Here is a 12,234-nt window from a genome sequence, read left to right on the forward strand (position 1 = left end):
GTTCACCCGGGGGCGGATTGAGGGCGTGCGGGGGCTCGTGCGACAGACGAGGGGCCCCGTCGCTCCCGAAGAAGGAATGCGTTGAGCCCCGCCGCCTTCCGCCGTCACGTCCTGAGCAGCTTCGCGTCGCTCGCCTCCGCCGTCCCGCTGTTCCGCCCTGGCACGTCCCTGCCGGGCTCCTCCGCGCCGCTCTTGGGCGCGCCGCCCGCGGACGGGCCGGGCCCCGGCTCCACCCGGGCCACCGGCCGGCTCCGTAGGAGCATGGGCGCCTCCGTGGCGGAGGGCATGTTCGCGGAGGTGTTCACCGCGTGCGCGGGCTCGACGGTGCTGACGGCCTGGGCCATCGCCCTGAAGCTGGGGCCGTTCCTGGTGGGGGTGATGACGGCCCTGCCCTTCTTCGCCCAGTTCGTGCAGTTCCCCGCGGCGTGGCTGACGTCCGCCTTCGGGCACCGGCGGGTGGCGCTCACGGCGGTGTGCCTGTCGCGACTCGTGATGTTCCCCCTGGCCGTGCTGCCGTGGCTGGGGCTGTCCTTCCCCGCGCAGCAGCACCTGCTGCTGACGGTGGCCGGCGCCTCCGCGGTGCTGGGCGTGGTGGGCAACAACGCCTGGGTGGCGTGGATGGGCGAATTGGTGCCGCGCGCCGTGCGGGGCCGCTTCTTCGGCCGGCGCACCGCGCTGACGACTCTCGCCGGCACGTGCGCCTCGCTGACGGCGGGCCTGCTGATGGACCGGCTGCGCCCGCCCGAGGGCGTGGGCCTGGGCCTGCCCCTGCTCGCGCTGGGCGCGTGTGTCATGGGCGTGGTGACGACGCTCATCATGGCCACGCAGCATGACCCGGCCCCGCCTGGCACCACGCCGCGGCTGGAGCTGAAGGGCGCGCTGGTGCCGATGAAGGACCCCGTGGCTCGGCGCGTGCTGGGCTACCAGGTGGCGTGGAACGCGGCGGTGGGTGTGTCCGCGCCCTTCTTCGCGCTGCACAGCCTGCAGAACCTCAAGATGACCTTCGTCATCATGGCGCTGCACGCCGCGGCCGTGGCGGGCGTGCGCATCCTCACCGCGCCCCTGTGGGGGAAGGTCATCGACAAGGCGGGCGCGCAGCCGGTGCTGATGGCGTGCTCGCTGGGCATCAGCGCCATCCCCGTGCTGTGGCTGCTGCCCTCCGCGGGCACGCTGTGGCCGCTGCTGTTCGACGTGCTGCTGGCCGGCTCGCTCTGGAGCGGCCACGGCCTCGCCATCTTCGCGCTGCCGCTCACCGTGGCCCCGCGCAAGGGCCGCCCCTTCTATCTCGCCGCCTTCGCCACCGCAGGCGGGCTCGCGTACTCGGCGGCCGCCGCCCTGGGAGGCGCCATCGCCGCCGCGCTGCCGCAGCAGTTCATGCTGGGCGGCCACGCCTGGGTGAACCTGCACGTGCTGTTCGTGCTGTCCTCCGTGGCCCGGCTGGGCGCGGGCCTGCTGGCGGCGCGCATCTCCGAGCCCGGTGCCCACCCGGCGCGCTCCGTGGGCGAGCTGGTGTCGCGGCTGCTGCCCCGCCCGAGCCCGGCGCCCGCGCTGGCGGAGGCTCGCACCGGCGACGGCGAGGGCTGAGGCTCAGACGCGGTAGGCCCGCACCACCTGGGACACGCGCTCGGAGAGCATCTTCAGGGACACCGCCGAGTCGTTGGTGGTGCCGATGCCCTTCACCGTGTCCTCCATCAGCGAGTTCAGCTCGCTGACGGCGGTGAAGATCTGCTCGATGCCGGTGGCCTGCTGGCTCACCGTCTGGGCAATCTGCCGCGCCGAGTGGGTGGTGTCCTGGACGATGGCGGTGAGCTGCTTCAGCGTGTCCCCGGAGGTGCGCGCCTGTTGCAGGCCCGCCTCCATGCGCTGGGTGCCCGCGGTGGTGATGTCCACCGTGCTGGCGATGGCCTCGCTGATGTCCGAGAGAATCTTCCGCACCTGCTTGGTGGCGCGGATGGACTGGTCCGCCAGCGCGCGAATCTCCCGCGCCACGACGGCGAATCCCTGGCCGTGCTCGCCCGAGCGCGCCGCTTCGATGGCCGCGTTGACGGCCAGCAGGTGGGACTGGTCCGCCAGGTCCTTCACCGTCTCGGTGATACCGCTGATCTGCTGCGTGCGCTCACCCAGCTGCATGATGCGCTCGGCGATCTGCTCCACCTGGGAGCGCAGGTCGACCATCCCCTCGATGCTCTGAGCGACGGCCGCCTCGCCGGTGCGCCCCAGCGCCTCGGCGCGCTCGGCCACCTGGATGACGGACTGGGCCGACTCCGAGGCCATCAGCGCTGTCTGGCGGATCTCCTGCGCCGTCACCTGCGTCTCCTGCAGCGCCGCCGCGCTGCGGGACACCATCTGGTTCTGCTGCTCGGACGACTCGTTGAGCCCCATCACCGAGTCGCTCAGCAGCTCCGTGGACGACTGGAGCTGATGCAGCAGCTCCTTCAGCTTGGACACCAGCATGCCCACGGCGTGCGCGAGCTGCCCCACTTCGTCCGAGGAGTCGACGCGCACCGGCTCGCGCAAGTCCCCGTGCTCGACGATGCGCCGCACCGCCCGGGTGAGCTGGTGCATCGGCGCCACGATGCGGCGGCTCAGCACCCACGCCCCCACCGTCATCAGCAGCAGCGCGCCCAGCACCACCCCGCGCAGCGTGGTGAAGGCGGCCTCCACGCGGCCGCGCGCCTCCGTGCGGTTGAAGCCCACGTGGACGAAGCCCCGCCCGCCAGAGATGGGCGCCTTCATGTCCAGCAGCTCCGCGTCACCCGCCCGCACGACGAGGCCATCCGTCGCCTCGAACAGCCGCTCCCGATGGTCTCGCGCCGTCCGCGCGTCCTGGCCGGCCACCGCCACCAGCCCGCCCTGCGCGTCCAGCACCGCCACGTAGGCCAGCTTCCCCTCGCGGGCCACCGCCTCCAGCATCCGCTGGACCTCGGCGGCGTTTCCCGCGTGCAGCTGGTCCGCCAGCGCGGCGGCCAGGGCGGTGGGCACGCCCGCGCTCATCTCCCGGCCCTGGGCCTCGAAGGCCTCGCGCATCCGCGGCACGGTGTAGGCAAGCGACAGCAGCGTGAAGAACAGCGCCACCAGCACGGGCGCCAGGGAGATCTTCTGGGTCAGGGAGAGTCGCATCCGGGCACAGGGGGAAGGCATCAGGGCCCGCTCATCGTGGGCCCCCGCAATGCGGGTGTGCAACCCCACACGGGCCTTCACAGGGGAACCCCCTATGCGGGGGGTGTCCCGCGAGTGCGGCCGCCTGCTCTCCACGCGTAAAACTCCAGCCGGGCTATCCTCCACGACGGCTTCGCGGTCTCCAGGGAGAAGACATGGCACGCAGGCGCAGGGCCCTCGTCGGCATCGGGGGGTTGTTGGTGGTGGGAGGCGCGCTCGCCGCGGGAATGCGGGCGGACGTGCCGGCGTCGGAGCTGGAGGCGCGCCATGCGACGCCGCCCTCGCGCTTCCTGGAGGTGGACGGGCTGCGCATCCACTACCGGGACCAGGGCCAGGGGCCCGCGCTGGTGCTGCTGCACGGCTCCAATGCCTCCCTCTTCACGTGGGAGGGCTGGGTGCGCGAGTTGTCCGCGCACCACCGGGTCATCACCCTGGACCTGCCCGGCCACGGCCTCACCGGCCCGGACGCGAAGGGGCGCTACTCCTGGACGGACATGGCGCGGGTGCTGGAGGACTTCCGCGCGCGCCTGGGGCTGGAGCGCTTCCACCTGGCCGGCAACTCCATGGGCGGCTCGGTGGCCTGGCACTATGCGCTGCTCCATCCGGAGCGCGTGGAGCGCCTCATCCTGGTGGACGCCGCGGGCTACCCTCGCGAGGAGCCGTCTCCGCTCGTCTTCCGGCTGATGCGCGCGCCGGGGTTGGGCGAGCTGCTCTCCCGGGTGTCGCCCCGCTGGGTCATCGACCGGAACGTGCGCGCCGTGTACGGAGACCCCTCGAAGGTGACGGAGGAGAACGTCGACCGGTACTACGCGCTGCTCTTGCGCGAGGGCAACCGGAAGGCCACGCGCGAGCGGCTGCGCATCACCACGGATGACGGACTGTGGAAGCGGCTGGGCGAGGTGCGCGCGCCCACGCTCATCCTCTGGGGCGCGAAGGACACGTGGATTCTTCCGCGCTACGGGGAGCGCTTCGACCGGGACATCCCGGACTCGCGCCTCGTCGTCTACCCGGACCTGGGCCACGTGCCCATGGAGGAGGACCCCGCGCGCACGGCCGCGGACGCGCGCCGCTTCCTCGCCGAGGGCGTCACTGCACCACCCGCGCCGGCGTCCGGGGGAGCCACACCGTGAAGTGGGTGCCGTCCTTCTCCGTGGAGCGCACGTCGATGTGGCCTCCGTGGCCGAGGACGATCTGCCGGGTGATGTAGAGCCCCAGGCCGATGCTCCCCCGCCCCAGCGCCGCGGCCGGGCCCCGCCGGTAGGGCTCGAAGATGACGGGCCGCAGCTCGGCGGGAATGGGCGGCCCCTGGTTGTGGACCACCAGCGTGACGCCGTCCCCCTCGGCCCGCGAGGACACGCGCACCGGCGTCCCCGCCGGGCTGTGCTGGAGCGCGTTGCCCACGAGGTTGGTGATGACCTGCGCCAGCCGGTCCTCGTCGAACTCGCCGTGGCCGTCGCCCCGCGCCTCCACGGAGATGTCCCGCCCGGGGTTGGCCAGGTGCACCTCGTCCACCACCTGCCGCGTCAGCTCGTGCAGGTCCACCGGACGCGGGTGGATGGGAATGGCCCCGCCCGCGCGCGCCTGGGTGAAGTCGAGCAGGTCGCGAATCATGCGGTGGGCCCGGTCCGCCGCGGAGATGATGCGGCGCAGGCTCCGGTTCTGCGCCTCGGTGAGCGGCTCGTGCCGCAGCATCGCCAGGGACGCCAGGGAGATGGCGTTGAGGGGATTGCGCAAGTCGTGGCTGACGATGGCCACCACGTCCTCGCGCACCCGCACCGCCTCCTGGGCCTCGCGCAAAAGGCGCGCGTTGTCGATGGCGATGGCCGCCCGGTCCGCCATGCCCCTGGCCATCTCCAGCATGGCGGACAGGGGCATGCGGCCGGCCTCGCAGGTGGTCATGTTGAGCACGCCCAGCTTCCGTCCCCGCGCCACCAGCGGGACGATGACCGCGGTCCGCGCGCCGAGCTGCTCCAGCACGGCCCGGTGCTCCGCGTTGAGAGCGACGGCCTCCAGCCACTCGGCGCCGACCTCCGTCGCCTGGGGCCTGCCCGTCTCGAGGACGCGCGCCATGGGACTGGAGGAGCCCACCCGGGGCGGGAAGGCCATGAGTCGGTCCGCCACCGGCTGCAGGGCCGGATCCCTCGCCAGCACCACCTGCCGGTGCAGTTGCCCGTCATCGCCCAAGAGGTCCACCGTGCAGTAGTCCGACAGGTGCGTCACCGTGAGGTGGGCCAGGCTGCGCAGCGTGGAGGCCAGGTCCAGCGACTGCGCCAGCAGCGTGCCCGCCTCCACGAGCATGGCCTGCGCATGCTGCGCCGTCTTGCGCCGGGAGATGTCCTTCATCATGCCGGTGAAGAAGCGGCCCCCCGGGAGGACCATCTCACCGATGCTCAGCTCGATGGGAAAGACGGTTCCATCCTTGCGCTGCCCCAGCACCTCGCGCCCGATGCCGATGACCTTCCTCACGCCCGTGCGCAGGTAGTTGCGCATGTACGTGTCATGGCTGCTCCGGTCCGGCTCCGGCATCAGCATGCTGATGTTGCGCCCCGTCAGCTCCTCCGGCGCGTAGCCGAAGAGCCGCGTGGTGGCCGGGTTGACGTCGAGGATGGTGCCCTGGTCGTCGATGGTGATGATGCTGTCCACCGCCGCGTCGAGGATGGCCTTCAGCCGCTGGCTCGTGGCGCGCAGCGCCTCCTCGGTGCGCCGGCGCTCGGTGATGTCCGTGGAGATGCCGCACAGGGCATGGGGCTCACCGTTCTCGTCGGGCAGCGGGAACTTCACGGAGAGGTACGTGTGCGGTCCATCCTCCCGGGGAAACACCTCCTCCACGGTGAGGGACTGCCCGCTGCGGAGGACCTCCAGGTCGTTGGCCCGCAGCACATCCGCGATGTCCGGGGACACCAGCTCGTGGTTGGTCTTCCCGAGGAGCTCCTCGCGCGAGCGGCCGAAGATGGCCAGCATCTCCTGGTTGGCGAGCCGGATGCGGCCCTCCGGGTCCTTCACGAAGATGGCGGCGGGGGCATGGTCGATGATGGCCTGGAGCCGCGCCTCGCTGCTCCGCAGGCGCTCGGTGAGCTGGGCCTGGACGATGAGGGCCGTGGCCCGCTGCGCCATGGTGCGGAAGAGCTGCTGGTCGTCGTCGGAGAACTCGAAGGCGGAGCGCGAGCCCATCTGCGCCACGCCGATGACCTCGTCCTGGTGGACGAGCGGCACGCCGTACAGCGCGCGGATGCCCTGCTCGCGGATGTGGGGGTTGATGACGAGCGGGTCATTCGTGGCGTCCCGCACCAGCATGGGCTCGCGGAGCCGCGCCACCCTGCCCGCGAAGCCCTCGCCCACCCGCTGGGAGAACCCCAGGGCGCGCTCCTCGCCCAGGCCGATGGCGGCGCGCACGTGCAGCACGTCCGCTTCGTCCTTGAGCTGCAGCGACACCGCGTCCACCGCGGCCACCGTCTCCAGCACCACCGCCATGAGCTGGTGGAGGAAGGCCGCGAGGTCGCCGGCCTGCCACGACACCGAGGACACGCGGTCCAGCGCGCGCAGGGTGCGCTCCCGCGCCCGGGCGAACCGATCCACGGAGATGGCGAGGATTTCGTCGATGGCCTGGTCCAGCCGCCGCACCTCGCGGATGGTGATGGCCCCGGCGGCCTCGCGCTCCCAGAACTCCAGGATGGTGTCGCGCAGGTCCCCCAGCTCCCGCGCGGCGGTGTGCAGGTCATACCCGGCCACCAGCCGCTCCAGCGCGTGCAGGTCCGGCAGCTCGCCCAGCGTCTCCACGGCTCCGGTATGGACGCCCTGGATGACGCGCGCGAGTCGGTCCAGCAGCTGCGGGACGTGGTCCCTCAACACAGGGCCGCTGAGGTGCCGGGCCACGGTGTAGACGCGGACGCGTCGCTCCCAGGCCTCCAACAGCTCCGCCCGTCGCTCCTGGATGAAGTCGCCCAGGCGAAGGCTCGCGCTCGTCGTCTCCGCCCCCAGGTTGGACATATGCGAAAGGTAGTCACCGGAAGCTTCGTCCACCGGGCACCCTGCATCCCCGGCGCGAGTCGCACGGGGCCACTGCATTCCTCCGCTTGCCCGCCCGCCCTTCGGCGGAAGGAGCGCGCCCGTTCCGCCATGGCTCGCCTCTTGAAAAGCCCTCCCTAAATTCGGCCCGAATCGGGGCGTCGGGGCGGGGGAGAGGAGAGGGAGCGCGGGCCGTGCCGTGCTCCGGCCAATCATGGGCTTCAGGTGCGTTCACATCCTGGTCGTCGAGGACAACGAGGACACGCGGGAAGGCATCACCGAGTACCTCATGGAGAAAGGTCACCAGGTGACTTCGGTCGCCAATGGGCGGGAGGCGCTGCTGGCGCTCAGCCAGCTTCCCCGGCCCTGCGTGGTGCTGCTGGACTGGATGATGCCGGTGATGGGCGGTGAGGAGCTGCTCCACCAGCTCCAGCTCCAGCAGGCGCTGGAAGGCCTGTCGGTGGTGGCCATCACCGCGAGGCCCGGCCTGCCGGATGGCGGCATGCCCCTGCGCGCGGTGCTGCCCAAGCCGCTGGACCTGGGCCGGTTGATGTCGGTGGTGGGTCAGGTCGCGCCGAGACCCGCGGCGTGAGCGCGCGCGCCGCGCTCAGCCCGAGGTCTCCTCCCCCTGGCGCTTGGACACCGTGGGGGTGGCGCGCTCGCGGGAGATTCGCATGAGCCGGATGAGGCGGCGCCGCGGGTCCACCGTGTAGTGGATGAGCAAGTCCCCCATGCGGAAGCTGGGGGCCGCCTCCTTCTCCACGTCAGGAGGCGGCGTGGGGTAAGCCGATGTCTGCGCGGCCAGCGACTCCAGCCGTGCCTGGATTTCACGGTAGGTATCCCGGGGCAGGTGTGAGACCTGGCCCCAGGCGTCGGTCACGATTTCGACCGTGAACGGGCGGTGGATGTTCCTCGGAGACCTCATACGCGGTGGGTGCCCAGAGCAGACCGCGTGCCAGAGAGTCTCTGAAGGAAATCAGACGCTTGGAGTTCCGCCGATCCGGAGCCCTGTAGAAAAGAATACCGGCCGGAGGCGGGGGACTGAAAAAAGCTCAGGGGGCGTCTTCGACACCGCTCGTGGCTTTCAGTCCCACAATGGCCACCAGCAAGAGTGACAAGAAGAAGATGCGCAGGGGCGTGGCGGGCTCATGGAAGAGCACCATGCCCAGCACGGCCGCGCCCAGGGCGCCGATGCCGACCCAGACGGCGTACGCGGTGCCGATGGGCAGCGTCTTCGCGGCGATGCCCAGCAGCACCATGCTGGCGATGATGGCGACGGCCGTGAGGATGCTGGGAATGGGCCGGGTGAACCCCTCGGTGTACTTGAGCCCGATGGACCAGCAGACCTCCAGCAACCCGGCGATGAACAGGTAGACCCAAGCCATGACGCACGACTCCTGATGTTCGCGTCGTCTTGTCCTGACCGGGTACGGCGCACCTCGTCCGGGCCCGGCGTGCTCCTCATGAGCGCGCCGGACGTGCCCGGCTATAACCTTCCGCCCTGCCCTCTTCAACCGTCGCGCGAGCGGCCGGGCGGGGAGCCGATGTCTCAGTGCGCGGTGACGTGCCCGGGGCCGGACGTGGAAGGTGCCCTGCCCCGTGACGCCAGGCCGTTGCGCCGCGCGGCCACCTCCACGATTTGCCGCACCAGCGCCTCATAGGACATGCCCCGCTCCCGGGCGCCGAGCGCCACCTCGCACTGCGCCTCCAGGTAGGGGTTGGGATTCACCTCCAGGAGGTACGGCTCGTTCGTCTGGCTGGACACGCGGAAGTCGATGCGCGCGTAGTCGCGCAGCTTGAGCGCGCGGAAGGCCGTCACCGCGGCCCGCTCGACGCGGCCCCGCAGCTCGTCGGACAGGTCCTTCGGGAGCACCAGCCGGGGGCTGCCCTCCGTCTCCGGAGCGAACTTCACCTCGCGGTTGGCAATCTTCATCCGCTTGCGGCTCCACCGCTTGCCGAAGTCCAGCTCCACCACGGGCAGCACCTCCGGCCGCGCGTGGTCGCCGAGCACGCCGACGTAGATTTCCCGCCCCTCGATGAACTCCTCCGCCAGGGCGTCGTCGTCGTACTCCTCGCGAATCTTCCGCACGCGGCGCGCCAGCCCCTCCAGGTCCTTCTCCACGCCCAGGCCCATGGAGGCGTCGGAGCGCGCCGGCTTCACGACGAGGGGGAACTTCAAGTCCCCGTTCGTCTGGAAGGACTCGCCGTCGAAGGTGGCGAAGCGCGGGGTGAGCACCCCGTGGAACTGGAGGAGCTGCTTGGTGAGGATTTTATCCTGCGCCAGCAGGAGCCCCGCCGTGCCCGAGCCCGTGAAGGGCACGCGCGCCAGCTCCAGCACCGCGGCCACGTTCACCTCGAGCCGGTAGTCCTCGGCGAAAGTCTCGCAGATGTTGAAGACGAGGTCCGCGTGGCTCCTGGCCACCTGGCGCACCAGGTCGGTGACGCTCTCGTCCACGCCGATGTCCAGGGTGGTGTGGCCCGCGGACTCCAGCGCGGCGCGCACCTGACCGACGACGGCGTCCGGTGGCTCGCCCCGGGGTTGGTAGTGGAGGACCGCGATTCGCAAGGGGCCACCCGTCATGCTCACTCCTCGTAGAAGCGGTCGGTGTAGAGGTGGTTCATCGCCAGGGCGGTGACGAGCGAGGCGATGCGGATGACGGCCTCTCGGCTGTCATCGGGGTGGAGCGTGAGGCCCAGCGCGGCGGCGCGCTCGGCGAGGTGGTCCAGGAGGGCCCGCGCCACGCCCCGGCTCACGCCCGTGTAGCTGCTGACCGCGGACAAGAGGCGCTGGCGCTCGGCGCGGACGAGCGACTCCGCGCGGGCGGGGGCCTCGCCGGGGCCGTAGAAGATGTCCTCCAGCGCCTGGTCGAAGGCGTCGCGCAGCTCCAGGTCCACCTTCTCGTCCAGCTCTCGCTGGCGGTAGTGGTCGAGGACGGTGCCCTCCATCTCCTCCGTGGTGAGGTCCGGCTCGGCGAGCTGGACCAACGGCGGCGTGCGGCCGAGCCGCGCCACCGTGTCCTCCACGTACTGGAGCTTCTTCAGCGCGCCCCAGCCCTGGTAGCGCTTGCGCCAGTCGAGGCCGGGCGTGAGCCAGACGGCGAACGTCTCCGCGAAGTCCTCGTCCGGGTGCTTCTGCGCGTACCAGCCGGAGATGTGGTGGACGTAGCGGCGCGAGAAGGGCCGGGCCTTGTAGTCGTCACGGTACGGCCGCGAGTAGTCGCCGAAGAGCCCGCGCCACGCGTCCGTGTCGTAGAGGCGGTAGGCGTAGTTGAAGGCGTGGCCGGCCTCGTGGCGGAGGTACATGAGGATCTCCTCCTCCGTCTCCACGCCGCCGCCCAGCTCCTCCTCGATGGAGTGCAGGGCCGCGTCCGCCAGGTAGAAGGGCACGCCGATGACGGGGACGCCGGAGGGGCAGCCCCACTCGTCGGACAGGTAGCACTGGGGCTTGAAGGTGATGCCCTTGGCCTCCAGCTCCGCGTGGAGCGTCGCGATGTCTCGCTCCAGTTGCGTGCCCGCCAGCCGCAGCGACAAATCCTTGATGCGCGCCCTCAGGAGTTGCTCACGCTGGGGCGGGAGCCGGCCCCGTCCATCCCCCTGCTGGGAGGGATGTTTCTCGCGCATCGGCAGACCTGGATGGGAGGGCGGCGTCAGCATTCGCCTTGAAGCTAAGGATGGTGCGCACGCACGGGCAGTCCACCCTCCTTCGGATGGCAGCCCGGGTGCCGAGCCACCCCCTGTGTCTTCAAGCCCTGTCAAGCCTCCGGGTGTTTCAGTATCACGGTATCTGAGGGACTTTCACGCAGCCCGTTGATGACGTGTTAGTCTCAAAAAGGGCGAAATCAACAGGGGACCTTCTCAAGTGAAGACCGACGCGACCCGGACGCTGCTGGTCACGCAGGCGGACCTGCGTTCCATCGTGGAAGCCGTGGGCCTGGATGCACTGATGGACCAGCTCATTCACGCCCTGTCGGACGCCCTGAGGGGCTTCGACGGCTCCGTGACGGAGGTGCGCAAGCGCGAAGGCTTCATGCTGGACCACCCCCGCCAGCCCGGCGTGCTGGAGTGGATGCCCGTCATGCACCGGGGCCACACCGTGACGGTGAAGATGGTGGGCTACAGCCCCCTCAACCCCCAGGAGCACACGCTCCCCACCATCATCGCCACCAACAGCCTCTATGACGTCCGGACGGGCCACCTGCTGGCGATCATGGACGGCGTGTTCGCCACGGCGTTGCGCACCGGCGCGGCCTCGGCCGTGGCCACGCGCTGCCTCGCCGCGCCTGGCAGCACCGTGCTGGGCCTCGTCGGCACGGGCGCGCAGGCCGTCACGCAGCTGCACGCCATCAGCCGCCTGTTCCCGCTGAAGCAGGTGCTGGCCTACGACACCCACCCGGAGGCGCTGCAGTCCTTCGCGGGCCGCGTGGGCTTCCTGGGCCTGGACGTGCGGCCCGTCTCGCTGGCGCAGCTGGAGGCGCAGTCGGACATCATCTGCACCGCCACCTCCGTGGCCGTGGGCGCCGGGCCCGTCATCTCCGGGCATGAGCTGAAGCCCCACGTCCACATCAACGCCGTGGGCTCGGACCTGCCCGGCAAGACGGAGCTGCCCCGCGCCTTCCTGGAGCGCAGCCTCGTGGTGCCGGACTACCTGGAGCAGGCGCGCGTCGAGGGCGAGTGCCAGCAGCTGTCCCCGAACAAGATTGGTCCCGATCTCGTCACCCTGATGAAGAACCCGGAGCGCTACGAGGCGTGGCGCCAGCGCAGCACCGTGTTCGACTCCACCGGCTACGCGCTGGAGGACCAGGTCGTCACCGAGCTGCTGCTGGAGCACGCGGAGCAGCTCGGACTGGGCACGCCGGTGGCCCTGGAGACCATTGGCGGAGACGCGCTGGACCCCTACTCGCTCCTGCGCGGGCCCACGTCGTCGCCGGCCCAGGCGCAGCCGCTGGAGCTCCGCCGCGCCGCGCGCGCCTGAGCCAACGACACCGCGTCGCTGATCCCGCCTCGCGCCGGTGGCCTCCGTCACCCGCGAGGCGGTCGCGCGTCTGGCCTCTTCCCTCCCTCGTTCGGGTG

10 protein-coding genes and 1 riboswitch are annotated in these 12,234 nt (G+C 71.1%); of the genes, 4 read left to right on the plus strand and 6 right to left on the minus strand.

Going from position 1 to position 12,234, the window contains the following annotated elements; translation table 11 throughout:
* Positions 1 to 81: 81 nt before the first annotated feature.
* Entirely contained in the window at positions 82 to 1,584 is a 1,503-nt protein-coding gene (locus HG543_RS15270; protein WP_169345493.1) for an MFS transporter, read from the plus strand.
* Between the two features lie 3 nt (positions 1,585 to 1,587).
* Here HG543_RS15270 and HG543_RS15275 read toward each other — a convergent pair whose 3' ends face one another.
* Positions 1,588 to 3,120: a methyl-accepting chemotaxis protein gene (locus tag HG543_RS15275; protein ID WP_169345494.1), complete on the minus strand. Its 1,533-nt coding sequence runs from the start codon at positions 3,118 to 3,120 to the stop codon at positions 1,588 to 1,590.
* A gap of 194 nt (positions 3,121 to 3,314) precedes the next feature.
* On the opposite strand from HG543_RS15275, the gene HG543_RS15280 reads away from it, so the two are divergent.
* Positions 3,315 to 4,289, plus strand: a complete 975-nt coding sequence (locus tag HG543_RS15280; protein WP_169345495.1) for an alpha/beta fold hydrolase — start codon at positions 3,315 to 3,317, stop codon at positions 4,287 to 4,289.
* Here HG543_RS15280 and HG543_RS15285 read toward each other — a convergent pair.
* Positions 4,246 to 7,179 (minus strand): PAS domain S-box protein, encoded by a 2,934-nt coding sequence (locus HG543_RS15285; protein WP_169345496.1) that lies wholly within the window; start codon positions 7,177 to 7,179, stop codon positions 4,246 to 4,248. The genes HG543_RS15280 and HG543_RS15285 overlap by 44 nt on opposite strands.
* 184 nt (positions 7,180 to 7,363) lie before the next feature.
* On the opposite strand from HG543_RS15285, the gene HG543_RS15290 reads away from it, so the two are divergent.
* On the plus strand, positions 7,364 to 7,756 hold the full coding sequence (locus HG543_RS15290; RefSeq protein ID WP_169345497.1) for a response regulator: 393 nt from the start codon (positions 7,364 to 7,366) through the stop codon (positions 7,754 to 7,756).
* 15 nt (positions 7,757 to 7,771) lie between these two features.
* On the opposite strand, the gene HG543_RS15295 is transcribed toward HG543_RS15290, so the two are convergent.
* From HG543_RS15295 to HG543_RS15310, 4 genes are all read right to left on the minus strand, one after another.
* Entirely contained in the window at positions 7,772 to 8,044 is a 273-nt protein-coding gene (locus HG543_RS15295) for a hypothetical protein (protein WP_169345498.1), read from the minus strand.
* Positions 8,045 to 8,216: 172 nt separating this feature from the next.
* A complete protein-coding gene (gene sugE / locus HG543_RS15300; protein WP_169345499.1) occupies positions 8,217 to 8,549 on the minus strand; it encodes a quaternary ammonium compound efflux SMR transporter SugE in 333 nt (110 codons plus the stop codon).
* Between the two features lie 18 nt (positions 8,550 to 8,567).
* Positions 8,568 to 8,627, minus strand: a riboswitch (guanidine-III (ykkC-III) riboswitch).
* A gap of 86 nt (positions 8,628 to 8,713) precedes the next feature.
* A complete protein-coding gene (locus HG543_RS15305; protein ID WP_169345500.1) occupies positions 8,714 to 9,745 on the minus strand; it encodes a D-alanine--D-alanine ligase family protein in 1,032 nt (343 codons plus the stop codon).
* A gap of 2 nt (positions 9,746 to 9,747) precedes the next feature.
* Positions 9,748 to 10,785 (minus strand): putative zinc-binding metallopeptidase, encoded by a 1,038-nt coding sequence (locus tag HG543_RS15310; RefSeq protein WP_246357042.1) that lies wholly within the window; start codon positions 10,783 to 10,785, stop codon positions 9,748 to 9,750.
* 238 nt (positions 10,786 to 11,023) lie between these two features.
* On the opposite strand from HG543_RS15310, the gene HG543_RS15315 reads away from it, so the two are divergent.
* Positions 11,024 to 12,136 carry an ornithine cyclodeaminase family protein gene (locus HG543_RS15315; RefSeq protein WP_169345502.1) on the plus strand — a complete coding sequence of 371 codons (1,113 nt, stop codon included), beginning with the start codon at positions 11,024 to 11,026 and terminating at the stop codon, positions 12,134 to 12,136.
* Positions 12,137 to 12,234: the final 98 nt, after the last annotated feature.

This window comes from Pyxidicoccus fallax, assembly GCF_012933655.1.
Lineage (GTDB): Bacteria > Myxococcota > Myxococcia > Myxococcales > Myxococcaceae > Myxococcus > Myxococcus fallax.